Source organism: Colwellia sp. 6M3, assembly GCF_014077595.1.
Lineage (GTDB): Bacteria > Pseudomonadota > Gammaproteobacteria > Enterobacterales > Alteromonadaceae > Cognaticolwellia.
The window spans coordinates 76,559-101,444 of the sequence record NZ_JACGWF010000004.1 but is presented as its reverse complement, the minus strand read 5'-3'; the positions used below and the strand labels follow the sequence as shown (position 1 = coordinate 101,444).

At 38.3% G+C, this 24,886-nt stretch carries 23 protein-coding genes; 6 read left to right on the top strand and 17 right to left on the bottom strand.

Features of this window, described 5'->3' with window-relative positions:
• Positions 1–1,171, bottom strand: a 1,171-nt coding sequence (gene guaB / locus H4J50_RS02065; protein ID WP_182254130.1) for an IMP dehydrogenase, incomplete at its 3' end; no start/stop codon positions are given.
• A gap of 189 nt (positions 1,172–1,360) precedes the next feature.
• Here guaB and xseA point away from each other — a divergent pair.
• A complete protein-coding gene (xseA, locus tag H4J50_RS02060) occupies positions 1,361–2,698 on the top strand; it encodes an exodeoxyribonuclease VII large subunit (RefSeq protein WP_182254128.1) in 1,338 nt (445 codons plus the stop codon).
• On the opposite strand, the gene H4J50_RS02055 is transcribed toward xseA, so the two are convergent.
• The 13 genes from H4J50_RS02055 to H4J50_RS19520 form a co-directional block, all read right to left on the bottom strand.
• Positions 2,695–3,378 (bottom strand): flagellar brake protein, encoded by a 684-nt coding sequence (locus H4J50_RS02055; protein WP_182254126.1) that lies wholly within the window; start codon positions 3,376–3,378, stop codon positions 2,695–2,697. The genes xseA and H4J50_RS02055 overlap by 4 nt on opposite strands.
• Before the next feature lie 179 nt (positions 3,379–3,557).
• On the bottom strand, positions 3,558–5,033 hold the full coding sequence (gene der, locus H4J50_RS02050; protein WP_182254125.1) for a ribosome biogenesis GTPase Der: 1,476 nt from the start codon (positions 5,031–5,033) through the stop codon (positions 3,558–3,560).
• Between the two features lie 145 nt (positions 5,034–5,178).
• A complete protein-coding gene (gene bamB / locus H4J50_RS02045; protein WP_259366136.1) occupies positions 5,179–6,381 on the bottom strand; it encodes an outer membrane protein assembly factor BamB in 1,203 nt (400 codons plus the stop codon).
• A gap of 20 nt (positions 6,382–6,401) precedes the next feature.
• A complete protein-coding gene (locus H4J50_RS02040; RefSeq protein ID WP_182254121.1) occupies positions 6,402–7,040 on the bottom strand; it encodes a tetratricopeptide repeat protein in 639 nt (212 codons plus the stop codon).
• A 9-nt stretch (positions 7,041–7,049) separates the two neighbouring features.
• The gene (gene hisS, locus H4J50_RS02035; RefSeq protein WP_182254119.1) at positions 7,050–8,324 is read right to left on the bottom strand and encodes a histidine--tRNA ligase; all 1,275 of its coding nucleotides are present in this window, start codon (positions 8,322–8,324) and stop codon (positions 7,050–7,052) included.
• 167 nt (positions 8,325–8,491) lie between these two features.
• A complete protein-coding gene (gene ispG, locus H4J50_RS02030) occupies positions 8,492–9,610 on the bottom strand; it encodes a flavodoxin-dependent (E)-4-hydroxy-3-methylbut-2-enyl-diphosphate synthase (RefSeq protein ID WP_108457085.1) in 1,119 nt (372 codons plus the stop codon).
• Between the two features lie 47 nt (positions 9,611–9,657).
• Positions 9,658–10,659, bottom strand: coding sequence for a RodZ domain-containing protein (locus H4J50_RS02025; RefSeq protein ID WP_182254117.1), 1,002 nt, complete (start codon positions 10,657–10,659; stop codon positions 9,658–9,660).
• A 12-nt stretch (positions 10,660–10,671) separates the two neighbouring features.
• Positions 10,672–12,027 (bottom strand): type IV pilus biogenesis/stability protein PilW, encoded by a 1,356-nt coding sequence (pilW, locus tag H4J50_RS02020; protein WP_182254115.1) that lies wholly within the window; start codon positions 12,025–12,027, stop codon positions 10,672–10,674.
• Positions 12,028–12,067: 40 nt separating this feature from the next.
• Entirely contained in the window at positions 12,068–13,213 is a 1,146-nt protein-coding gene (locus tag H4J50_RS02015) for a bifunctional tRNA (adenosine(37)-C2)-methyltransferase TrmG/ribosomal RNA large subunit methyltransferase RlmN (RefSeq protein ID WP_108457088.1), read from the bottom strand.
• A gap of 278 nt (positions 13,214–13,491) precedes the next feature.
• A complete protein-coding gene (gene ndk / locus H4J50_RS02010) occupies positions 13,492–13,923 on the bottom strand; it encodes a nucleoside-diphosphate kinase (protein WP_182254113.1) in 432 nt (143 codons plus the stop codon).
• A 266-nt stretch (positions 13,924–14,189) separates the two neighbouring features.
• Complete coding sequence (locus tag H4J50_RS02005) at positions 14,190–15,884, bottom strand: NAD-dependent malic enzyme (RefSeq protein ID WP_182254111.1); 1,695 nt, start codon at positions 15,882–15,884, stop codon at positions 14,190–14,192.
• Positions 15,885–16,032: 148 nt separating this feature from the next.
• Positions 16,033–16,233, bottom strand: coding sequence for a Fe-S cluster assembly protein IscX (iscX, locus tag H4J50_RS02000; protein WP_108457091.1), 201 nt, complete (start codon positions 16,231–16,233; stop codon positions 16,033–16,035).
• A 24-nt stretch (positions 16,234–16,257) separates the two neighbouring features.
• Positions 16,258–16,389, bottom strand: a complete 132-nt coding sequence (locus tag H4J50_RS19520) for a hypothetical protein (protein WP_259366135.1) — start codon at positions 16,387–16,389, stop codon at positions 16,258–16,260.
• Between the two features lie 90 nt (positions 16,390–16,479).
• On the opposite strand from H4J50_RS19520, the gene H4J50_RS01995 reads away from it, so the two are divergent.
• From H4J50_RS01995 to H4J50_RS01985, 3 genes are all read left to right on the top strand, one after another.
• Positions 16,480–16,725: a DUF2164 domain-containing protein gene (locus H4J50_RS01995; protein ID WP_108457092.1), complete on the top strand. Its 246-nt coding sequence runs from the start codon at positions 16,480–16,482 to the stop codon at positions 16,723–16,725.
• A 117-nt stretch (positions 16,726–16,842) separates the two neighbouring features.
• Positions 16,843–18,048 carry an NnrS family protein gene (locus H4J50_RS01990; RefSeq protein ID WP_182254109.1) on the top strand — a complete coding sequence of 402 codons (1,206 nt, stop codon included), beginning with the start codon at positions 16,843–16,845 and terminating at the stop codon, positions 18,046–18,048.
• Positions 18,049–18,138: 90 nt separating this feature from the next.
• Positions 18,139–19,092 carry a D-2-hydroxyacid dehydrogenase gene (locus H4J50_RS01985; RefSeq protein WP_182254107.1) on the top strand — a complete coding sequence of 318 codons (954 nt, stop codon included), beginning with the start codon at positions 18,139–18,141 and terminating at the stop codon, positions 19,090–19,092.
• Positions 19,093–19,130: 38 nt separating this feature from the next.
• On the opposite strand, the gene H4J50_RS01980 is transcribed toward H4J50_RS01985, so the two are convergent.
• Positions 19,131–20,468 (bottom strand): FAD-binding oxidoreductase, encoded by a 1,338-nt coding sequence (locus tag H4J50_RS01980; protein WP_108457095.1) that lies wholly within the window; start codon positions 20,466–20,468, stop codon positions 19,131–19,133.
• A gap of 104 nt (positions 20,469–20,572) precedes the next feature.
• On the opposite strand from H4J50_RS01980, the gene H4J50_RS01975 reads away from it, so the two are divergent.
• Positions 20,573–21,139: a GNAT family N-acetyltransferase gene (locus tag H4J50_RS01975; RefSeq protein ID WP_108457096.1), complete on the top strand. Its 567-nt coding sequence runs from the start codon at positions 20,573–20,575 to the stop codon at positions 21,137–21,139.
• A 6-nt stretch (positions 21,140–21,145) separates the two neighbouring features.
• Here H4J50_RS01975 and H4J50_RS01970 read toward each other — a convergent pair whose 3' ends face one another.
• Together H4J50_RS01970 and ung are read right to left on the bottom strand one after the other, a co-directional pair.
• Complete coding sequence (locus tag H4J50_RS01970) at positions 21,146–22,678, bottom strand: aminotransferase class V-fold PLP-dependent enzyme (protein WP_182254105.1); 1,533 nt, start codon at positions 22,676–22,678, stop codon at positions 21,146–21,148.
• A gap of 227 nt (positions 22,679–22,905) precedes the next feature.
• A complete protein-coding gene (gene ung, locus H4J50_RS01965) occupies positions 22,906–23,598 on the bottom strand; it encodes a uracil-DNA glycosylase (RefSeq protein WP_182254103.1) in 693 nt (230 codons plus the stop codon).
• A 185-nt stretch (positions 23,599–23,783) separates the two neighbouring features.
• Between ung and H4J50_RS01960 the strand changes: the two genes are divergently transcribed.
• Positions 23,784–24,662, top strand: coding sequence for a carboxylate/amino acid/amine transporter (locus tag H4J50_RS01960; RefSeq protein WP_182254101.1), 879 nt, complete (start codon positions 23,784–23,786; stop codon positions 24,660–24,662).
• Positions 24,663–24,886: the final 224 nt, after the last annotated feature.

The window sequence follows — 24,886 nt, the reverse complement described above, 5'->3', positions numbered from 1 at the left end:
AAGACCCCATGCCGCGATATGACTTATAGTAACGACCTTGATAAAGTTCGACTTCACCAGGTGCTTCTTCCGTACCTGCGAGCATGCTACCCACCATCACACAATGTGCACCGGCAACTAGTGCTTTGGCAATATCGCCCGAGAAGCGAATGCCGCCATCAGCAATAACAGGAATACCCGTACCTTTTAAAGCTTCAACAGCATTTGAAATAGCGGTTAATTGCGGTACACCTACACCGGTAACAATACGAGTAGTACAAATAGAACCCGGGCCTATACCAACTTTTACCGCGTCAACACCAACATCGGCCAGTGCTTTAGCACCAGCGCCAGTAGCAACATTGCCTGCGATAATTTGTAAATCAGGATAACGAGTGCGTGTTTCAGCAACGCGGTCAATTACACCTTGTGAATGACCGTGTGATGTATCAATCAATAGAACATCAACACCAGCAGCAACAAGCGCGTCAATACGTTCGTCTGTCCCTGCACCAACACCAACAGCTGCGCCAACACGTAAACGACCTAACTCGTCTTTACATGCATTAGGTTTGCTTTCAGCTTTTTGGTAATCTTTAACTGTGATCAAGCCTTTAAGTGTAAAGGCATCGTCTACCATCAAGATCTTTTCAATGCGATGTTCATGCATCAAACATAAGATTTCTTCGCGTGAAGCACCTTCTTTAACGGTGACCAATTTATCTTTTTTAGTCATCAATGCTGAAACCGGCTTTTCTAAGTCAGTTTCAAAACGTAAGTCACGACCGGTAATAATACCGACCAATTTATTTTTTTCATCAACAACAGGGAAGCCAGAAAAACCAAGCTCATCAGCTAAACGCATAGTATCTAGGATACTTGCACTTGGATTAACAGTGACAGGATCTGAAACAATACCACTTTCAAATTTCTTTACTTGAGAAACATTTTTGGCTTGTTCAGCAATGGTCATATTTTTATGAATAAAACCTATGCCACCTTCTTGTGCTAAGGTAATAGCTAAACGCGCTTCGGTCACTGTGTCCATCGACGCAGAGATTATAGGAACATTTAAATTGATCTTTCGAGTTAATTTGGTTTTTAAATCGGCAGTATGAGGCAGTACCGTAGAATGAGCAGGTACTAGTAAAACATCGTCAAAAGTTAACGCTTCTTGGGCAATTCTTAACATCGCAACATCTCTCTAAAATGAGTGGTTAGGGAGGAAATATTGCGGCAGAATTTTAACCGTTTTCCCTGCTAAGGTAAACTTATAATTGCAATTAATCGAAAATAAACTGTCGATGCTTGGCTAAACAAATATATAATACTCAATAATGACACTTTCATTTCCTCTTAATATTATAAAAGTAACGTATTTATGGCTCAACAGCATATTCTTCAAGTAAGTGAACTCACTAAAAAAGTACGTTTTATTCTAGAAAGTGAGTTAAATACGGTCTGGTTATGTGGCGAAATATCTAATTTTATTGCGGCAAGCTCAGGACATTGGTATTTATCACTTAAAGATCAAAAATCACAAGTTCGTTGTGCCATGTTTAAAGGCAATAATCGCAAAGTAAGAATACAACCGCAAAATGGTCAGCAGGTTTTAGTAAGGGCCAAAGTATCATTGTACGAACCTAGAGGCGACTTCCAACTTATTATCGAACAAATGGAGTCTGCTGGTGAAGGTCTATTACGGCAACAATATCAATTATTAAAAGATAAACTTCATAGCGAAGGCTTATTTGAATTACATTACAAGCAAGTCATCCCTAAATTAATTCAAACGGTAGGTATAATTACCTCCCCTACCGGTGCTGCGGTAAAAGATATCATCACGGTACTTAACCGTAGAAACCCTTTATTAAAAGTTATTATTTACCCCGTGTTAGTGCAAGGCGAGCAGGCTAAATATGATATTGCTCAGGCAATAGCTTTGGCAAATCAACGCAACGAGGTAGACGTATTATTAATAACACGTGGCGGTGGTTCTTTAGAAGATTTATGGGCTTTTAATGAAGAAATAGTGGCACGTGCTATTTTTCAATCCAGATTACCCACTATCAGTGGCGTGGGTCATGAAATAGATACCACATTATCTGATTATGTGGCTGATTTAAGGGCCCCAACCCCCTCTGCTGCAGCCGAACTCGTTTCTGCTGATGTTGATGAACGAATCAATAGCGTTAAGGCTCTTCTCAGTCGTGCTCAATTAGCGATTAAACAACAAATACAACGTTCAAGGTTCTCTGTGGTAAATTTAAACCACCGATTAAGTCAAGTTCACCCTGAACATCAATTACAAAATAAACAACAAAAATCGGATGAACTCACTTTACGTTTGCAAGGGTTTATATCTCGAAAACTTAATCAAGTTAAGCACCAACCGGGCTATCTCCAGCAACGACTTTTAAATGCGAGCCCGGCTAACAAGATAAAAAGAAATTTACTGTATTGTGAGCAACTAAAAACACAACTTAGTATTGCACAGCAACGATTATTAATGCTTAAAAGAGAGTCTTTTGCTCATCAATGCGAACAGCTACATATCGTTAGCCCGCTAGCAACGATTGCTCGTGGTTACAGCATAACTCGCACCGAACAGGGAGAAATGATTAAAAGTATCAAAGATATTACTATTGAAAATAATATTAAAGTGGAAGTTTCAGACGGTGTAATAGAGGCTAAAGTAATAGCGGTGAAAGCAAGTTAACCAGATAATAATACCGCTTCTTGTAATAGTTTAGTCACTTCTGTTTTACTTGAGTCGCTAAATTTAACACCGAGTAATACGCCACCCGTTTGAATTTTACTATTACAAACTTCAGCTTCAAGCTTAAGGTTTTTTAAGCCCTGAAAATCTTCAATAATAATTTCTACTGGCTTATCATCAGTTAAAGTAAGCTTTTCTCCATTAGTGATCATGAGCTTACAACCAGAAATAGAAATATCAGAAATTATTGATCCCCAATACTCATCTTTAATATTAGTTTTAGCTTTAATATAGGTTTCAATACGCATAGAAGCCCGTAAGTTTTGTAAACTTACTTCGCGTGGAAACTCTAGTACTAAAATACGTGATGGTATTTGAATTGACTGTTTCACATTAGAAATAAAGGCAACTACCGCTCCTTCATGCCCTTCAATTAAACCACGTACCGTTACACCCATACCAGGTGCAATATATTTTGCGAAACTGCCCATTTTTGAGCTGTCAGGGTATTGCACTAAAACGTAGTGTTTCTGCAAATAACCAATAAAAGTTGAACGAAATTTTCCGCGTTGTCCTGCGGGAGTCGACATATCTAATGTTACAACAGAACCGGGATGTAATAGCGCTAAGTTATTATTTAACCGTGCTACCGTTTCAATTTTCGCAGAAGTATCAGACATACATTTCCAAAAAGTTTAGTCTTAATGCAACAAAATAATACTGTTAAATAAGATGCTTAGAGAATTTACATTAGCGGAATATAGACGCTAACGCAATATACTTTGCTTTAATTTTATACAAAATTTAGTGATAAAAAAACTGACATTCAGTAGTCAGTTTTCTATCATTAAAAAATATCTTAGTCTTTCTTATAACCTTGAGTTGCACGCGCCATTTTCTTTTGTTCGGTATAGGTTAGTTTTTTCTTACCTGCAAACGGATTAGACGTTTCTCTAAACTCAATCCTAATCGGCGTACCCATAATTTTCAATGATTTACGATAGTAATTCATTAAATACCGTTTATAAGAAAGTGGTAAGTTTTTTGCTAAATTGCCATGAATGACAATAATAGGTGGGTTATAACCACCAGCATGAGCATATTTTAGTTTTATACGACGGCCTTGATGCATAGGAGGCTGATGATCAAACACTGCCATATCTAAAATTTTGGTAACCATAGAAGTAGATATACGTTTAGTCGCTGAAACAAACGCTTCTTCTACTGATTCGTACAAATGACCTACACCTGTACCATGTAGCGCCGAAATAAAATGAATACGGGCAAAATCAATAAAGCCTAAACGGCGATCTAATTCTGACTTAATACGATCTTTAACATGATCATCTAAGCCATCCCATTTATTTACCGCTAGTACCAATGATCGTCCAGCTTCTAAAATAAAGCCAAGTAAGCTTAAATCTTGGTCGCTAATTCCCTCTTGAGCATCAATGATCAACAAACAAACATTAGCGTCTTCAATTGCGCGTAAGGTTTTAATAACAGAAAACTTTTCAACAATATCGGTAACATTTTTACGGCGACGAATACCCGCGGTATCAATAAGTGTGTATGGGCGGCCATTATGTTCCATTGGAATATAAACACTATCGCGAGTTGTACCAGGCATGTCAAATACTACAACTCTGTCTTCACCTAAAATACGATTGGTTAACGTTGACTTACCTACGTTAGGTTTACCAATTATTGCTAACTTTATGGTGTCTGTTTCTTCAGGCGCTTCATCAATATTTTTTTGGTCGAGTGCTTCATGATCGATATTTTCGTCATATTCGCCGTCAAATTCATCATTTTCTTGAGCTTTTGGCTTACCAAGTTCTTCGATATGAGGCGTTAGTGCTAAAGTTAATAGTTGTGTTACCCCACGGCCATGTGCAGCCGCAATTTGATGAACTACATCGCCTAACCCCAAAGAATAAAAGTCAGCAACGGCAGAGTCGGCATCTATACCGTCTACTTTATTGGCTACTAAAAATACTTTTTTATCTTGCTTACGTAAATGACTCGCAATGCCTTGGTCAGCAGAAGTTAAACCCGCTCTTGCATCTACCATAAACAACACAGCATCAGCTTCATCAATAGCGATCAATGATTGCTCTGCCATTAGGGCATCGATACCTTTCTCGTTACCTTCAATACCACCGGTATCAATAACGATAAAAGGATGTTCTTCAACTTCCGCTTTTCCGTATTGGCGATCGCGAGTTAAACCAGGATAATCGGCAACTAAAGCATCTCTACTGCGCGTTAATCTATTAAATAGTGTTGATTTACCGACATTAGGTCGCCCAACAAGTGCTACTACAGGAAGCATGTTCACCTCAAATTTCTTTTTACACTAATTTGATATTAGTGTTATTAATAAACAACGGCTCCAGCACATTTTGCACTGGAGCCGTTTATAATTTTAGCCTAAATATTTAACTAGCCCATTATTTTTAACCGGCTAAATGAATATCTTATTTTGAAATAGTAATCGCTTCTAAATCACCATTACGTGCTTGGCTATACAAAACATTATTTTCAACCGTTGGAGTTGCATGAATTCCACTACCATCAACATGATGGCGAGCAACTACTTCACCCGTAGTTTGATCTAACCAATGCAAATAACCTTCAAAATCACCGACCACTACATAATTACCTTGAGGAACAGGTCCTGTGAGGCCGCGATTAGAGAATAATAGTTGGCTCCAAAGCTCTAAACCATTATTACGATCGATAGCATATACATGACCTTTAACGTCGGTTAAAAATAGGCTGTTACCACTGATCGAAACTTCACGGTAAGAAGAGTATTGACGTTGCCATAATACTCGTCCTGAACGTAACTCAACTGCACTTAAATTACCACGTGACGAAACAGTATAAATGTTATCACCGTAGATTAATGGCGTTGAATCAACATCAATAACTCGCTCTAACTCAGTTGAGCCTGCCGCTTCTCCAATATCTACTGTCCAACCTTGGCGACCTTGTTCAAGTAAATAAACAGATAAAGAACCGTCAGCTGAACCAACAATTACACCACCACCGGCAATTACCGGCGCACTGATACCACGCAACGTTAATGGTGGAACATCTTGTTCAATTTGCCAGTCGTCTTGACCATTTGAAGCATTGAATGCTTTCATCACACCCGAAGCAGTATTGACCACAAGTTTTCCAGAATCTAAAGCAGGTGCTGCTATTACTTCACCTTTAACTTTACCTTCCCAAGATAGTTTGCCCTTGTCAGCGTCAAGCGCAATAACCGCGCCATTTTCACTACCGAAAAAAACTTTGTTTATGCCTGCAACAACACCACCGCTAATGAGCGCAGGTTCTTTATCATCAAAAAAACCACGTTTATTTTCAATATCACTTAAGTCAGCATACCAAACTTGCTTACCTGTTTTTTCATCAAAAGCGTAAGCTTCACCGTCGCGACTTACGCTAAAAACTTTACCGTAAGCAACTACAGGTTGAATACGGGAAAAGTAATCTCCAACACCATCACCAACACTTGCGTCCCACTTTACAGCAGGTTCAAACAATGCCTTTATTTCTGTTAACTCTGCAACCTTTAGATCTTCGTCTTCATCATCTGTTGAAGAACACGCAGAAATACCGAGTGCTAGAAAACAAATAACAAGGAGGTTTTTATTAAAGCGTTTACTCATAAACATGCTTATATCACTCTCTATTTGTTTAAGTTAATAACTTGCGCTAGGTTATCTAATTTCATTTGTAAAGCAGGGTTGCTGCTATCGCTAGCACCATCAATAGCCGCTTGGTAAGCTGTACGTGCTAATTCTGATTTACCTTGTTTAAAGTAAATATCACCTTTGATTTCTTCAACACTAGCGTCGAATGAATCAGGTAATTCAGGCGCTAATGTTGCCAACGCTGCTTCGTATTTTTCTAACTGTAATTGCACTCGCGCTAAACGCACAGTAGCAATAGCTTTAATACCGTCATCAACTGACTTTTCAATAGCTGTCAATAAATATGTTTCAGCTTTTTCCCAGTTTTGGTTTTCAGCGGCTTCTTTAGCTAAAGCAATTGACGTTAGCATGGCATAACTAGAGGCATCGTTTTCAGCAATGAAAGCATTACCCGCTGCTTCAAAGTTGGCACCCTCTTCAGTCGATGCTTCCATCATTGTTTGATAAGCTTCTGAAGTATTAAGCTCTTGTTGTAATTGATAGTCGTTATAGTAATTAAGGCCAATAAATCCTGAAAAACCAATAACTAAACCAGCAATAATTGCGTTTCCGTTTTCACTCCAAAACGTTTTGATTGCTTCTACTTGTTGTTCTTCTGTTTGATGTATATCCAAAACTAACCCTTAAAGTAAATTTGTTAAAAGGTCTGACACTTGTTCAAGTGACAAACTTTGTTGTTCTTGTTGTCCGCGCAAATATTTTACAGTTACCGTTTTTTGAGCTACTTCATCTTCACCAAGAATCAATGCTATTTGGGCACCCGATTTATCCGCACGCTTCATTTGTTTTTTCATATTGCCACCACCACAGTGACATTGTAATCTTATATCTGGTACTTGATCTCGCCATTGTTCTGCTAAGCCATTACCTGCTATTTCAGCGTCATTGCCTAACATAATAACGTAAGCGTCAACTTGGGCTCTTACATTATTCGCTTTTTCTAAACTGGTTAACATCAGTACTAATCGTTCAATACCTAGTGCAAAACCAACACCTGGTGTCGATTTACCACCTAATTGTTCTACTAAACCGTCATAACGCCCACCAGCACAAATAGTACCTTGAGCGCCTAAGCTAGATGTAACCCATTCAAAAACAGTACGATTATAATAATCTAAACCACGAACTAAGCGATCATTTATTACATACTTGATCCCTGCAGCATCTAGGCGCTGACAAACTGAGGCAAAATGTGCACTAGACTCTTCACCAAAGTAATCGGCTAATTTAGGTGCACCCGTTAATGCCGCTTGTACGTCTGGGTTCTTACTGTCTAAAACACGCAATGGATTAGTGTGCATTCGACGTTTACTGTCTTCATCTAAAAGGTGTTCTTTTTCAGATAAAAAATCCACAAGTGCATCTCGATATTTGCCACGTTCTTCGTTCGATCCTAAAGAGTTTAACTCTAGTGTGACAAACTCATTGATACCAAGTTCCCGCCACAATCGTGACGTTAACATAATAATTTCAGCGTCAATATCCGGTGTAGCTATACCAAAGGCTTCTAGGCCAAACTGATGGAATTGACGATACCGCCCTTTTTGTGGACGTTCATGGCGAAACATCGGCCCCATATACCATAAGCGTTGCTCTTGGTTATACAGTAAACCATGTTGATTAGCTGCTCGAACACAACTAGCCGTGCCTTCAGGTCGTAATGTTAAGCTGTCGCCATTACGATCGTCAAAGGTATACATTTCTTTCTCAACAATATCGGTAACTTCACCAATAGAGCGTTTGAATAATGCCGTTGACTCTACAATAGGCATACGTATTTCTGCAAAGCCGTAATTACTGGCAACTCGGCGTAATACTGTTTCTACCATTTGCCAAACACCTGTTTCTGCTGGCAAACAGTCGTTCATACCTCTAATGGCTTGTAATGCTTTACTCACGTATCATTTTCTCGCTAATGTTTATTTATTCAGTTATTTATTCAGTTATTAATTCATTCGCTTATACAAATTATACTTTTGTCGAGCGCCATTATTTATCGTGCATAGTATAGGCAGTTTGCTATCAAACGTAAATAACAGCCGCTAGCGTAATGAATTAAGCTTAATTAATCTAGTTCTTGTATTGCTATTTGATTACTCGCATCAAGCATCTTAGCTTTTGCGCGAATTCGTTGTTCAAGCTGGTCAACAAGGTTATTGTTATCAAAGCGCGCTTTTTGTCGTATACCATCAAGGTAATATCCACTCTTCTTGCTACTGCCGGTTAAGCCTAAGTCAGATACTAAAGCTTCACCTGGACCATTGACAATACAACCAATAATCGAAACATCCATTGGTGTCATGATATCTTCAACGCGTTGCTCCAAAGCATTTACCGTTGAAATAACATCAAACTCTTGGCGTGAACAACTTGGACAAGCGATAAAGTTGATACCACGACTACGCAGCTTTAAAGATTTTAAAATATCAAAACCCACTTTAATTTCTTCGATAGGATCAGCGGCTAATGATACTCGCAATGTATCGCCGATACCCTCAGCGAGCAATAAACCTAGTCCTACTGATGATTTAACAGAGCCTGAGCGTAAACCACCAGCCTCTGTAATACCTAGATGTAATGGATTATCAATTTGCTTGGCTAATAAACGATACGCACCCACGGCAAGAAAAACGTCTGAAGCTTTTACACTGACTTTAAATTCATGAAAATTTAAGCGGTCAAGAATGTCAACATGACGCATAGCCGATTCTAGCAATGCCTCAGGCGTTGGTTCTTTATATCTTTCTTGTATATCTTTTTCTAACGAGCCGCCATTGACACCAATACGAATTGGAATGTTATTGTCACGAGCACATTCAACTACAGAGCGAACTCTGTCTTCACGACCAATATTACCTGGATTGATACGCAAACAGTCAACGCCGTATTCAGCTACTTTCAAGGCAATTCGATAGTCAAAATGAATATCTGCAACTAATGGAATATTAGTTTGTAGCTTAATTTCTCGAAATGCTTCAGCCGCATCCATAGTAGGTACACTAACTCTGACAATGTCTGCACCAACCGCTTCAAGAGCATTGATTTGTGCTACCGTTGCTGCAACATCGGTCGTTAGTGTATTGGTCATAGACTGAACCGTAATTGGTGCATCACCACCAACGGGCACATTGCCAACCATGATTTGACGGGACTTTCGACGAATAATAGGAGATTCTTTAAACATAATAAAATTTCAATATTGTTATATTAATTAAACAAAAAATGACCGAATTAAGGCACCATAGGAAGTGAGAACTTGGCAATATTTCCTGCATTAAATGCCGTCATATCCACCGGTACGTCATTATAATCTATTTGCACTAACTCAGGTTTACCTAATGTGATAGAAAAAGGAGCTTGACCAGAAATTTGCATAACATAGCCAGACTTTTTAACACCCCAGGCAATTCTTTCGCCGGTCGCATCATATATGTTAACCCAACAGTCACCCGAAAAAGTAAAAACAACATTAGAAACTAATGAATCGATACTTTCATCAAGCTTATTTTCAACATTGGCCGCAACCGTTTCGTTGACTTTAGTCGAAGCTGAATCGGCAATTAATGGCATAACTTCAGCATTAACAAGCGCTCTATTAGCAACATTTTCTGGTGCTGTATCTATTTCATCATTAACATCGTTAGGTACTTGGGGAGAAGTTAAAACATTCTGGTCAATAACTGAATCTGCCAAGTTATTTTCATTAACTAAAGGTCCACTCTGAACTGTACTATTTTGTTCAGTTACCGTTTCAAGGCTATCAGTTATTAAAGGCTCTGGTTGCTCTGAAGGTGTTTGAAGCCACCAAACTACGGTTGCAGTAAACAATATTGCTAAAATGAGATAGGTTATCCACATTAACATTTTATGCTCAGCCTGTTTTTCTGTGCCTTTTGAAAAACTTTGCATTCCTGCACACTGACTTTGTGCTTCAGCTAATTGGTCATAACTATTGAGTACCAGGGTTTCTGAAACATGAACTAATTGAGCGTAATTTTTCAGGTATCCACGATTAAAAGCTTCAGGCAAACTACGATCAAAAACATTGATCTCAATATCTTGCACTAAACGTATTCTAAAATTGAGTTTATTAGCAACGTCTTGCTCACTTAAACCACGCAATTCACGCGCTTCTTTAAGTATATGCCCAGGACCAACCACTAGATTAGTTTCGTCGGCAACGTCGACTGACTTATCACATTCATTTTTCAATATATTTACTTCTTGCTTCATCAAGCGTTTCTCTTAGCGGTTCATCGCTGATTTTGGATCTGCTAGATAGATAACATCACCAATTTTTAAAAGGTATGGACGACGCAGCTTATTCCAACGTTCTAAACTTTTCATCACAATATTATATTGCTTAGAAATAGCAAACAAACTATCGCCTTTGCTCACAATATGTATGGGTAATGACACCATAGCTGTTTTAACTGTTTCATCTTTAACTGCAATTACTGGCGTTATCTCTTGGGTATTTACTTTTTCGTTAGTTTGCGAGTTAAGCGTTTTATTGGCTAATTTTTCTTCTGTCTTCACTGCTACTTTTTTATTACTAACAGACACTGATTCAACAGGCTTACTCGATTGCTCAGTATTACTTGCTTTTTCTGTCTTCGACTCAGCTTCTTGCTCAGTTGTTGGCATCACAGAGTTTGCCATAATAGGCTTTAAACCGTATTGACTTAAACTAGAGCCGGTAACCGTAGAGTCATTTTTAGGTGACAATACCACAACTCGCTTTTTACTTTTTTCGCTACTGCCACCTATCAAGGTAGCGCGATATACTTCTGCTAGTTTGTCTGCATCAATCTGATAAAGTTCATTTAATATATATTGTTTGGCTTCAAAAGAATTTGGAAACATTTTAACTAACATATTGGCGTAGTTAGATGAAACACGCTTATTTCCTTGCTTTTGAAAAATTTTAAAAGCTAAAGCTAAAGCATCAGCACTAAAACGGCGTGTTGATTTTTCATAACGATAAAGGTAAGTTTGCGCTAACTTATAGTTGCTTTTGGCATATTGTAAACGCATCATTTGTAATAACGAACTTGCTCTATTTGGGCTGTGAGCAATAGCTTTTTCAAGGTATGTTTGCGCTTTATCAAATTGCTCAGCTTTTAATTGGCAAAAGGCTAAATTTTCATAACTTTGCGCGACTAATATATAGCTAGGTATTGATATCGCTTTTAACATTTGTTTTTCAGCAGCTGCGTACTTTTCGTTTCTACACAAAAACACACCATAATTATTCAGCGTATCAGCGTCTTGACCATTAATACTCAATGCATGTTCATAAGCTTGGGTTGCTAAATCAAGTTCGCCCACTGTATCGTAATAATGTGCAAATGCTGTATGAACTTGCACCAAGTTAGGTGAAAAACGTTTTGCTTTTTCTAAATTAAGCTTAGCCTGCTGGGTATTACCCATTTTTAAATAGCCTAAGCCCAGCGAGATTCGAGTCATCGCTATTTCGTTGTTACTAGATTCATTTTCAATTAATGGCGTGTCTTTATCATTGCCATAATTTTGCGTCACACAAGCTGTAAGAGTACTTGTCGATAGCAACGCGATAAAAAACGGTAATAATTTTTTCATAATAAAAATGAAGTCACTTAGTCAGTATAATAAAGAGCAATTAAACCATCTTTACTGAAATTGAGTCAGCTTTCACCTCTTTTTTTCCTGTTCGCTTAGTTCTGTCTAAAACCTCACCCGCTAATTGACCACATGCAGCGTCAATATCGTCACCACGCGTTCGACGTGTGATCACTGTCAGACCATAGCTTTGTAGCACTTTATCGAAGCGATCAATACGAGAATTACTTGAACGTTTATAAGGCGAACCAGGGTAAGGATTAAATGGAATAAGATTAATTTTACTAGGTAAATCTTTCAAAGCATGTGCTAATTCATGTGCTTGATCTGTGCTGTCATTAACATGATCAAGCATTACATATTCTATGGTTGCCTGTTTATTGGCTTTTGAACCATCGATATAACGACCGGCTGCGGCAATAAATTCTTCCAATGGGTACTTTTTATTAATCGGCACTAATTCATCACGTAACGTGTTATTACCCGCATGAATAGATATCGCCAAAGCACAGTCAATTTTTTCTTTTAACATATCTAAGGCCGGTACTACGCCTGAAGTACTAACCGTCACACGACGTTTTGACAACCCATAACCTAGATCATTAAGCATGGTGTCTAAAGCGGGTATTAAATTTTTCATATTAAGTAATGGTTCGCCCATGCCCATCATTACAATATTAGTAATGGGACGTGTACCAGCGATGCGTGTGGCGCCAATATCATTTGCTACGCGCCATACCTGACCAATAATTTCTGCCATAGAAAGGTTACGGTTGAAGCCTTGCTGCGCTGTTGAGCAAAAAGTACATTCCAGAGCACAACCTACTTGAGATGAAACACAAAGCGTAGCTCGGCCATTTTCAGGGATCCAAACAGTTTCAATTTCTTGACCACCCTCAAGACTTAACGCGTACTTTATTGTGCCGTCGCTTGATACTTGTTTTTCAGATATTTCTGGGGCTTTAATTTCGGTATCACGTTGTAATTTTTCACGTAGCTTTTTATTTAAGTTAGTCATTAACTCAAAATCATCATAGCCGAAATGATACATCCACTTCATAATTTGGTCAGCACGAAATGGCTTTTCGCCGATTGAAGCAAAATACTCTCGCATACCTTGATGATCAAGATTAAGTAAGTTAATTTTTTTCTTCACTGGGGTTACTACTTCGGTTACATCACTCATGATAAAAGCTTCTCAAAACTACAAAAAAATTACAGGTCAAATTGTACGCTTTTTATACAAAACAAACAATTTAGTGGCTCTATTTTAAATCTTCTACAGATTTAAACTAAATAAAAGTCAATGTTCTCAGTTGTATATAGACTCTGAAAGCACTCAATTTTATACGGTCTTAAAATAGACAAAAGGATTTTACCGATTAACAGTAAAATCCTTCAAATCAATTTTCAACCTACATTTAGCTGCTCTAAAATAGCTCAGCTAATCAGTAAAGTTTAAAATTAACGAGTACGTGGGCAAATTTCTTCGTCAGAGAAGAAGTAAGAAATTTCACGTGCTGCTGATTCTAAAGCATCAGAACCGTGAGCAGCATTTTCGTCAATTGAATCAGCAAGGTCAGCACGGATAGTACCAGCAAGAGCTTCAGCTGGGTTAGTAGCACCCATGATTTCACGGTTTTTAAGAACAGCGTTTTCGCCTTCTAAAACTTGAACCATTACTGGGCCAGAAGTCATGAATGCAACTAAAGCACCAAAGAAAGGACGTTCGCTGTGTTCAGCGTAAAAACCTTCAGCTTTCTCTTGTGATAAATGTACCATTTTAGAAGCAACGATTTTTAAACCAGCTGTTTCAAAACGGTTGTAGATTTGACCAATAAAGTTTTTAGCAACTGCGTCTGGTTTTACGATAGAAAAAGTACGTTCGATAGCCATGATAGCCCTCTCAATAAAATTAGAATTAAAATACGGTATAAATTTTGGCGCGATTATAGACGAATTAAAAGCAAATGCCTAGGGTTATCATTTTTCGTCTTGGCGCTCTGCTCAACTATTATTTAACATAAGGTCATCATTAGCTGAGTCTTTAGTTTTAGTTTACTGGCTTTATCTCGAGATAAAAAAAACGCTCATCTGGTGAGCGCTGTTTCAATAAGATTCAGTTGTCATTATCAGTGATAAATAACGAAGGATAAAAAACCTTAAATGCTGACACGTCGATATTGACGATATTGAGGCGTCCAAAAATTACGCTCTATATTTTCTATCAATTGTTCATCAGATAACGGTAAGGCCAACTCTTGCTCAAAAGCAACCTTAGCAACAGCAAAAGCAATTTTTTTACTTAAGTCTGCAATACCAATTAAAGGCGGAAGTAACTCTCCACTGCCGTTATTAGCTAAAGGTGAAGCTTGCGCTAACATCGCACTAGCTGCCATTAACATCTCATCAGTAACACGATTAATATTGGCTGACACTACACCTAAACCAATACCAGGGAAGACATAGCTATTGTTACATTGGGCAATAGGGAAAAGCTCGCCCTTGTATTCAACCGGGTCAAATGGGCTACCGGTAGCGATGATAACTTCACCATCAGTCCAATTAATCACCTGCTCAGGTGTCGCTTCTACTTGGCGACTTGGATTGCTCAATGGAAAAATCACGGGCAAATCACAATATAATTTCATCGCTTTGATTACGGTTTCAGTGAATAAGCCTGGTACACCTGACACACCAATTAAAATGGTGGGTTGTGCGCCATGCATTACATCAAGTAAAGATGCAAAGTCGCCTTGTATATTCCACGGCGCTATGGCGGACTTTTGTTGAACTAGTTGTGCTTGAAAGTCGCGTAAACCCAACATACCTTCGGTTAATAACCCCAAACGGTCGACCATAAATATTTGGCTACGTGCTTGTTGCTCTGTAATTCCTTCGCTGACCATTTGCGAGATAATTTGCTCTGCAATTCCACAACCTGCCGAGCCTGCCCCTACAAAAGCTACACGCTGTGCAGACAGTGGAACGTTTTTAGTTCTACATGCGGCTAACAAGGTGCCCACGGTTACTGAAGCGGTCCCTTGAATATCGTCGTTAAAACAACAAATTTCGTCACGATAGCGATTTAACAATGGCGTAGCATTAGGTTGGGCAAAATCTTCAAATTGTAATAATACATGCGGCCAACGACGTTTTACTGCATTAATAAACATATCCAAAAACTCATCGTATTTATCTTGCTCAATACGAGGGTGACGCCAACCCATATACATAGGATCATTTAATAGCTTTTCATTATTGGTACCCACGTCAAGCATTACAGGTAACGTGTAAGCAGGGCTAATACCACCACAGGCGGTATAAAGTGACAATTTTCCAATAGGAATACCCATGCCACCAATACCTTGATCGCCTAAACCAAGAATACGTTCACCGTCGGTAACCACAATAACTTTAACTTTGTTTTTTGTCGCGTTGCGTAAAATGTCGTCAAGTTGATGGCGTTGGTCATAAGAAACAAACAGCCCACGTGAACTACGATAAATATCTGAAAACTGTTCACAGGCATCACCAACTGTTGGCGTATATATAATAGGCATCATTTCAGCTAAATGCGCTTGAACTAGCTTGAAGAATAACGTTTCATTATTGTCATGAATAGCACGTAAGTAGATATGCTTATTTAAATTGGTATCAAAACTACGATATTGCATATAAGCGCGTTCAACTTGTTCATCAATGCTTTCAAATCGTGGTGGCAATAACCCGGTTAAATTAAAATGTGAGCGCTCTTCCTCGCTAAATGCACTGCCTTTATTCAACAGTGGCGTTTCTAATAAGCTTGGACCTGCATAGGGGATATATAACGGACGTTGATTTTTTTCAGATGTCATAGTTGAATCTTTCTTTATGCTTTGGGTGAATGACGAAAATTCATCATGGAAATATTGCTGTGCATTATAATCAAATATCAACTTTTAAAAAGTTATAATTACTTATTTAAAAGTTAATATTCTATAATTTAGCTAAAATTTTTGCTATTTAATCATTCTCAGAGATCCAAGCTAATTGAATTGCCTCAAGCACACGTTCACCACAGTGTTTTGGGTCATCATCAAAATTTTCTAAGGCTATTACCCATTTCATCAATTCTGGAAAATGTAATTTCATCGGATCTACATCCGGATGCTCTTCTATTAAATCAAGTGCGATTTCTAGTGAATCTGTCCAACGATAAGTCATAATATTACCTTTTTTTTATGTGATTTAGTGAATAATTAAACCAAACCAAAGACCGTCTGCGACTAACATCAATATTAGCCAAAACACGATCATTCTTGATTTTTTGCAAAACTGACAATCAGTTTGCCACCATTGCTTAAAAGTTGATTTATTCACAACATATTACTTAAATTAGTTTCAGTATCACGAGTATAATAGCAATTAACATTTATCCCTTCACTAAACTTTATAATAGGTAAAGTATTTATGTCTCCAATACAATTCTCACCCGCTGAAAAATCATTGTTAATCGATAAACTACAACGTTATTTTATTAAAGAATTGGATCAAGAATTAGGACAATTTGATGCAGATTTTTTACTCGATTTCTTTACCACAGAATTAGGCGCTATTTATTACAACCGAGGTTTATTTGACGCTCAAGCATTAATGGCAGAAAAACTTGAGTTAATTTCAGAGCAGATTGTTGAATTAGAGTTACCAGTATCGTAAAGCTTCTCAAGTAGTTTTTTAAAAATATCAATTACTTGATTTACAACAAAGTTATTATCCCTAATTTCTTTATTATAATGAAAGTAGCAATGATACCGACACCCTAAAGGTTTTAAAATGATGCAAATAACCGACCTAGAGCAAAAGCAGAAAACAGCGCCACTGTGGCAACTGGGCTTTAGAGCTTTTTTTCTTGGTGGCGCCGTGTTTAGTGTTATCACTTTATTACTATGGCTTTTACTTTATCGCGGTGTCATTAATATTCAGCCTCTAGGTGGAGGTTATTGGTGGCATATTCATGAGGTTATTTTTGGTTTCGGTTGTGCAATCATTGCGGGGTTTTTATTAACTGCAGTGCAAACTTGGACAGGACAGCCGGGGTTACAGGGGAAAAAGCTTAGCGCTTTATTTAGTTTATGGTTACTCGCTCGTATTGCTTTAATATTTCCTGATTTATTAGGAGCAACATTAACAACGTTAATAGATTTAGCTTTTTTACCTGCTGTTGCTCTAGTGTTGGCTAAGCCAATTCTGGCAGTTAAACAATATCGAAATTTATTTTTTGTGCCTTTATTGCTTATTTTAACGCTCGCAAATACCCAAATGCATGCCAGTATATATTATCAAAACGCCATATCTGCCCAATACTCAGGTTATGCTGGTGTCATGTTAATGACTCTACTTATTTCTGTTATGGCAGGTCGCGTAGTTCCTATGTTTACTGCCAATGGTACAAAAACCGCGAAAGTACTGGCATTACCTTGGCTTGATAAAATAACTAACGGCTCAATAGCGTTGATCACAACTTTGCTGCTACTTCACCCTGTTATTTCTATAAACAATGTTTATATCGGCATTGTGTTTATTTTTGCGGGTACTTTTCAAGCGATCCGTTGGCTTAGGTGGCGACCTTGGATCACTTTTACCGTGCCATTACTTTGGTCTTTACACCTTGGTATTAAAGCATTAGCGTTTGGCTTAATATTACTTGGCTTGAGTTACTTATTCCCTGAAATCCCAACTAATCATAGTTGGCACTTACTCACTATAGGTGGCATCGGCGGCATTATACTCGCTATGATTTCACGAGTTTCTTTAGGTCATACCGGTCGAGCATTACAAGCGCCTAAGTTAATGTCTCTGGCTTTTTCTGCGCTCGTTATAGCGAGTATATTGCGTAGTTTTGGCCCTTGGCTGATGCCAGAAAAAACGCTGCTATTTATTGATATAAGCGGTCTACTTTGGATCGTAAGCTTTGCGATATTTGTTATTTTTTATGGACCTATGCTTTTAAGACCTCGTGCAGATGGCCGACCAGGATAAGCCGTATAGTTAAAATATCATCACTTCTTGAGTCGCTTGAAGGCATAAAGTGATATAAACTTGGCAAAATTTTTATTCTGAGTAAGTAACATGCACGCGGTATTTTTAGACTCTCAAACTTTTAGTCCTTCGCTAGATTTATCGGCGCTTAATCAAGTGGTGAGTAAACTCGACTTACACCCAACAACGACACCTGAACAAGTGTTAAAGCACTGTTCAAACGCCGAAATTATATTGAGTAATAAAGTCGTTCTTGATAGCACGACATTGCAGCAGTTACCGCACTTAAAACTCATTTGCATAACCGCCACTGGCTATAATAATGTTGATATTGCAGCAGCGCGCGATCTTGGCATTGCGGTTACTAATGTAAGTGAATATGCAAAAAGCTCTGTCGCACAATATGTATTTGCTCAACTGCTTGCCTATTACAGCCAAATTGAAGATCACAATAACAACACACGTAACGGACAATGGCAAAAAAGCGAAACCTTTTGTCTGCATGGTAAAGGCAGTAATGAATTAGCGGGGAAATCAATCGGTATTATTGGTTATGGGGCGCTAGGAAGTAAAGTGGCGACTATTGCCCGCGCTTTTGATATGCAAGTGTTAATCGCTGAACGACCTAATGCAACAACAATACGTACCGGCAGAATAGCGTTTAAAGAACTTATAGCTCAAGCCGACATTATAAGCTTGCACTGTCCTCAGTCGGTTGAAACTGAAAATTTATTCAACGCAGAAACATTTAAACAAATGAAAAGTAGTGCCTTATTAATTAACACCGCTAGAGGTGCGTTAATTAATAATCATGACTTACTTAGTGCTTTAAATGATAACCAATTAGCGTGTGCTATTTTAGATGTATTAGAACAAGAGCCGCCACCAAAAGATCATATACTTTTAGCGGCACAATCACCAAAATTAAAAATTACCGCCCATATAGCTTGGGCAAGCCAACAAGCACAACAATCCTTACTTAACTTAGTTGCTGATAATATTTCAGCCTTTCAGCAAAACAAGCGCACTAATCGTATCGATTAATGCGTTTAACTCGACAATGGCATCTACAAAGCGCGAGCTTAAAACCATTGATCTTTAATTTTACCGTAATGAAAATAGCCCCACTGCCCTACGCGCCTTAATGGCGCAAAGGGAAACTTAGGTAGCGCTTTATTATATAAAGGCAAATCGGGTACGGGTTTTTCAGCCACTTTCTCAGCTAGGCGTTTTCCAGCTTGCACCGAGAAAGCTACACCACTGCCACAATAACCCATACTGTAAAAAACTGACTGTTCATCATTTTGATAAATATGCGGTAAGTCGTCTAACGCCATACAAATCCAGCCAGACCAAGCGTAACTATATTTTATGTTTGCCAGCGCAGGGAAACTGGTTTTAAGCACTGAAAGTAAACGTTGAGCATAATAAGGATCGTCAGCACTTTTACCGGTAATAGCGCCTCGACCACCAAACAATATTCTGTTATCGGGTAATTTTCGGTAATAATATTTAAGGGCTCGAGTATCCATCACTACATTTGAAGTTAAAAAGTTACAAGCAGCAATTTGTTCGTCACTTAAAGGCTCAGTAACAATAATTTGTGAAAGTACTGGTAAGGTTCTATCTGTTGTTAGCGAGTGAAAGTTTTTCGGGGTATAGCCGTTGGTGGCTATGACAACTTTTTGTGCGCTAACAATACCATTAGGGGTATGCAGTAGCTGTTTATTCTGTTGAGTTTGCCAGTGGATAACAGGCGATGAACAGTGAACTTTTGCACCAGCTTCACGCGCCAATTTTTGATAGCCCCATGCGAGCTTTAACGGATTTAAACCAAAACCATCTTGATAACGAATAGCGCCATAGGCATTACGATCGTCCATGTACTGTTCGCGCAATTGGTTTTGTGAAAGAATTTCTACGTCATAACCAAACATATTCTGTTGCAGCTTTGCCAGTTCAACCAACTCTTTTAATTTGTTAGGTTTATGCGCAACTTTTATATAACCAGCACTTTGCTTATCGCAGTCAATGCCTTCTGCTATTAAGCTATTAACCGTATCTACACCCTCGGCCATTTCTTGATAAATACCACGCATAACCTCTTCGCCCCATTGCTTGGCCATTTGACCATAGGACTTGCGACCAGACGATTTCAAAATAAAGCCTGCATTACGACCACTACAGCCCCATGCGGTTTGGTTAGCCTCTAATACATGCGCTTTAATACCATGCTCGCGTGCCAAGTGTAATGCGCAAGACAAACCAGTATAGCCAGCACCTATAATAGCAACATCAACATCAATATCTGCGATTATTGCACCATCATGCGCTGGTGCTACGCCGGATACATTCGCCCAATAACTTGCGGGATAGGCTTCATTACAGCCCGGTGATAAATCATGTAATGGATCGTACATTTTCACTTCCAAAATTTAATATTATTTTTAACTACAAGTGCGCTTAAAGTATCTCAGATAAAACAGTATAATGCTGTAATAACTAACTAAATTAAAATAATTCTATGAGCATAACGCTTAACTATCAACATTTAACTCCTGCTGACTTTGACCTTATTATTCAACTGGCAACTGAGGTTCATGGCACTGGCTACCTTGACCAAAAGAGTATGCTAGATTGGTATGAAAAAGGTCTTAAAAATGGCATAAATGCTGGCTTTGTTGTTTATCATGATCAAAAGTTAGTTGGCTTTAGGATTACTTATGCTGCCCAACAATGGCAGATAGATAAATGGTGCTCTACTGAGCTTTGGCCTGTCCCTGTAGAGCAAGTGTGCTACTTCAAATGTAACACCGTTGATGAAAGCTATCGCGGCCATGGTATTGGTGGCGAGTTATTAAAGCGCTCAGTCGCTGCGGCAAAACAGCAAGGTGCTACCGCTGGCGTAAGTCACTTATGGAAACAAAGCCCCGGTAATAGTGCTGTAAAATATTTCACCAAGTGTGGCGGCATTCTCATTAAAGATCATCCTGATAGATGGCATGAACTCAGCTTAGCAGGTTACGAATGCCCTATTTGCAATAATAATTGCCATTGTGAAGCGGCTGAAATGATGGTGACTTTTGATTAAAAGCAACTAGCCAAATATTTTACTAAAAATTGATGACGTTTCTGGTAATTGCTCTTTAATCGCTAGCGATTTAACCGGCAAAGCGTTAAAGCTAGATAAATTTGGAAGTTCTACGTCTAGTTTGCAATGTTCATAATCACCTGTGGCTGGATTAAAGCGATATGCTTTACTCCACTCAACTAAGTTTTGTGACACTTGATTAATCGCTTCTACAACAAAAGCCACCTCTTTATCTGAAGTTGTTGGGTGAAACGATGCTCGGATCCAACCGGGCTTTTCTCCATAGTCGCCTAAGTCTATTTGCTGAGTGATTTTTGACGATGTATCCTGATCAACATTCAATAAAATATGCCCATAAGTACCAGCACAAGAACAACCACCTCGCGTTTGAACGCCAAATTTATCATTCAGTAATCGCACAACTAAATTATAATGCGCGCCTGGGATATAAAAAGAAACAATCGCTAAGCGTTCACGAATATTGGGTTCAAGCATCACTACAAGTTCATTTTTGGCTAAATTTTCCATCACATATTGAGTAATTTCAGCTTCACGTTGCGCAATATTTTCAACGCCCATAGCATCTTTTACTTTTATCGCTAATGCGGTTTTAATACATTGTAAAAATCCTGGTGTGCCGCCATCTTCACGCATTTCAATATTATTAAAAAAGCTATGTTTACCCCAAGGATTTGTCCAGGTAACTGTTCCACCACCGGGGTGATCTGGCACTTTGTTTTTATAAAGAGCTTTATTAAACACCAGTACCCCTGAACTACCTGGACCACCTAAAAATTTATGCGGCGAAAAATAAATAGCGTCTAACGCTTGCTTTGGATTGCTCGGGTGCATGTCAATATCAACATAAGGTGCAGAGGCGGCAAAATCAACGAAACATAAACCACCATGTTGATGCATTATTTCTGCTAACGCGTAATAAGGTGTTTTAATACCGGTAACATTCGAACAGGCGGTAAATGAGCCTATTTTGACGGTGCGATTTTGGTATTTCTCTAACAATTGCGTTAGGTGTTCAATAGAAGGTAATCCACTGCTATCTGGATCAATAATCTCAAGTGTTACATCGCACTCATACCAAGATGTTTGATTTGAGTGATGCTCCATATGAGTAATGAATACCACTGGCCTATCATTTTCTAGAAAACTCACTTGTGCTTGCATGCGCTCAGGTATACGTAAGCCTAAAATGCGTTGAAATTTATTTACCACAGCGGTCATACCAGCACCCGCAGTGATCAAAACATCGTTATCACAGGCATTCACATGGCGCTTAATAATATGCTGAGCATTATGATAAGCATGCGTCATAGCACTGCCAGTTAAATTAGTTTCAGTATGAGTATTAGCAACATAAGGGCCTAATTCGTTGGTAAGGTAGTTTTCAATGGGTTGATATAAACGCCCGCTGGCAGTCCAGTCGGCATAAATGATATCAAGAGTTTTACCATTAATTTTATGTTGTAAATTTTGTCCTATGACTTGTTGTCGAAAAGGTAAAAAGTAATTTTCCAATGACATTCGCTTTGCTCTAAATCCACACTAATATAAACATACTAACAGCAGAGAGAAATGGAGCAATAAAAATCAAACAAACACTAAAAGTAGCAAATTAAATTTAAAATATAAGATCAAACTAAACTAATTAACCTAAAAGGTTCGTTTTTTAGTGTTATCTGAAAATAAATTTTATGAATCTTAGTTAAATAGAATAATTTTCTTATTTCACCTTAAAAATATCAGCTTTGTTAATCACTAACTTGCCAGTTGATCATGCTTTGATTTTGCGATTTCAGCCACTGATTAGCTTTTGAGAAGTGTTGGCAGCCGAAGAATCCACGATAAGCTGAAAGCGGTGATGGATGAGGACCATTAAGCACATAATGCTTGTTTTCATCTATATTCTTACCTTTTTTTTGTGCATGGCTACCCCAAAGTAAAAATACACAACCCGCATTTTGCTTGTTGAGTTCAGCAATAATATTATCGGTAAATATTTCCCAGCCTAACTTAGCATGAGAGTGCGCCTGCCCTTGCTTAACGGTAAGAACAGTATTAAGCATCAATACACCTTGTTCAGCCCATTCTACTAGGTAGCCATGACCCGGTGTTTTAAAATCAGTTATATCTTGTGCAAGCTCTTTGTAAATATTGACTAATGATGGCGGTACCTTAATTCCCTTACGTACTGAAAATGCTAAACCATGTGCTTGTGACTCTCCATTTTTACCCAAACCATGATATGGGTCTTGCCCAAGTATAACCACTTTTACATCAGCCAAATCAATACTAGAAAAGGCAGAAAAAACATCGGCTTCAAGCGGCAGTATAACTTCGCCATCTGATCGTTGTTGACTAACTTCTGTCGATAATTTTTGAAAGTAATCTTGTTGCTGTTCGTTAGCAATTATTTTTTGCCAGTGAGGTTTTAACTTGGTCATATTTTTTAGCACATTAGTTATTTTATATCATAACGCTATTATGCGGCATTCACTGTCGGTATGTCATCGAGTGAAACAAATTTTCTTAAATCGTCGATAAAGTCATTTTTATCAACACTCACTTAAGAGATTTAATTTGTTATAAGAGATAAACTGGCGCCATTAATTAATTAACGATTATATTTATGAGCTATTTATTTGCAGTGACCTTGCTATGGGCATTTTCATTTAGTTTAATTGGGGTTTATTTGGCAGGCCAAGTTGATGCATGGTTTAGCGTTTTAATGCGCATTGCGCTGGCGACGTTAGTATTTTTACCGTTTTTAAAGTTCAAAAAAACACCAAAGCCATTAGCCATAAAGCTCATGCTGATTGGCGCGATACAACTTGGCGTTATGTACAGTTTTTACTATCACTCTTTTTTATATTTAACTGTGCCCGAAGTATTGTTATTTACGGTCATGACGCCCATTTATATCACCCTACTAAACGATGCGCTTGAAAAGCATTTTAACCCGCGTTTTTTTGTTATCGCCATAGTTGCCGTGTTTGGTGCATTAGCTATTCGCTATGAAGATATTAATAGTAACTTTTTAATCGGCTTATTATTAGTGCAAGCCGCCAATATATGCTTTGCCACAGGGCAGGTTACGTACAAGCACTTAATGAGCGACAGCAAGCTAGATCATAAAACTGTTTTTGGTTGGTTTTTTATTGGCGCATTAATAGTTGCGAGTGTGTGTTATGTTTTATTTGGCAATGCCGATAAGTTACCCAGTACACCAACTCAATGGGGAGTACTCATATACTTAGGCATCTTTGCTTCGGGCTTAGGTTATTTTGGCTGGAATAAAGGCGCGACTTTAGTCAATGTAGGTGCGTTAGCTGCAATGAATAATCTCCTCATCCCTGCAGGTATTATTGTTAACGTATTGATATGGAACACAGAGGCCAACATAATGAGGTTAAGCATTGGTGCCGGGATTATTTTGGCCGCTTTATTCCTCAATCAAATAAGCACTAAATCTTCGATGGATAAAACCTTGCCTATTGACGAGTCATAAAACTTAAAGTGGTCAGAATATTTACTCTCAGTTAGTGATATTCAATTTCTGATAGCTATTTTAGTGCCTTAAAATCAGCCCTATAAAATGAATGATAGATATGGTGATTTACCTAACCATCAAAATATAGGCAGTTTTATTTTTTCCCAGTGATCGACAGCTCAATCTGAAGATAGTTCGCACAAGCAGCTAGTACCAGCTGCTTGTTCAAAGAGTATGCTGCT

Coding starts and splice junctions, on each gene's coding strand:
- xseA (WP_182254128.1), top strand. CDS start 1,361: ATGGCTCAACAGCATATTCTTCAAGTAAGTGAACTCACTAAAAAAGTA.
- H4J50_RS02055 (WP_182254126.1), bottom strand. CDS start 3,378: ATGTCTGATACTTCTGCGAAAATTGAAACGGTAGCACGGTTAAATAAT.
- der (WP_182254125.1), bottom strand. CDS start 5,033: ATGCTTCCTGTAGTAGCACTTGTTGGGCGACCTAATGTCGGTAAATCA.
- bamB (WP_259366136.1), bottom strand. CDS start 6,381: ATGAGTAAACGCTTTAATAAAAACCTCCTTGTTATTTGTTTTCTAGCA.
- ispG (WP_108457085.1), bottom strand. CDS start 9,610: ATGTTTAAAGAATCTCCTATTATTCGTCGAAAGTCCCGTCAAATCATG.
- H4J50_RS02025 (WP_182254117.1), bottom strand. CDS start 10,659: ATGAAGCAAGAAGTAAATATATTGAAAAATGAATGTGATAAGTCAGTC.
- pilW (WP_182254115.1), bottom strand. CDS start 12,027: ATGAAAAAATTATTACCGTTTTTTATCGCGTTGCTATCGACAAGTACT.
- H4J50_RS02015 (WP_108457088.1), bottom strand. CDS start 13,213: ATGAGTGATGTAACCGAAGTAGTAACCCCAGTGAAGAAAAAAATTAAC.
- ndk (WP_182254113.1), bottom strand. CDS start 13,923: ATGGCTATCGAACGTACTTTTTCTATCGTAAAACCAGACGCAGTTGCT.
- H4J50_RS02005 (WP_182254111.1), bottom strand. CDS start 15,884: ATGACATCTGAAAAAAATCAACGTCCGTTATATATCCCCTATGCAGGT.
- iscX (WP_108457091.1), bottom strand. CDS start 16,233: ATGACTTATCGTTGGACAGATTCACTAGAAATCGCACTTGATTTAATA.
- H4J50_RS01995 (WP_108457092.1), top strand. CDS start 16,480: ATGTCTCCAATACAATTCTCACCCGCTGAAAAATCATTGTTAATCGAT.
- H4J50_RS01990 (WP_182254109.1), top strand. CDS start 16,843: ATGATGCAAATAACCGACCTAGAGCAAAAGCAGAAAACAGCGCCACTG.
- H4J50_RS01985 (WP_182254107.1), top strand. CDS start 18,139: ATGCACGCGGTATTTTTAGACTCTCAAACTTTTAGTCCTTCGCTAGAT.
- H4J50_RS01980 (WP_108457095.1), bottom strand. CDS start 20,468: ATGTACGATCCATTACATGATTTATCACCGGGCTGTAATGAAGCCTAT.
- H4J50_RS01975 (WP_108457096.1), top strand. CDS start 20,573: ATGAGCATAACGCTTAACTATCAACATTTAACTCCTGCTGACTTTGAC.
- H4J50_RS01970 (WP_182254105.1), bottom strand. CDS start 22,678: ATGTCATTGGAAAATTACTTTTTACCTTTTCGACAACAAGTCATAGGA.
- ung (WP_182254103.1), bottom strand. CDS start 23,598: ATGACCAAGTTAAAACCTCACTGGCAAAAAATAATTGCTAACGAACAG.
- H4J50_RS01960 (WP_182254101.1), top strand. CDS start 23,784: ATGAGCTATTTATTTGCAGTGACCTTGCTATGGGCATTTTCATTTAGT.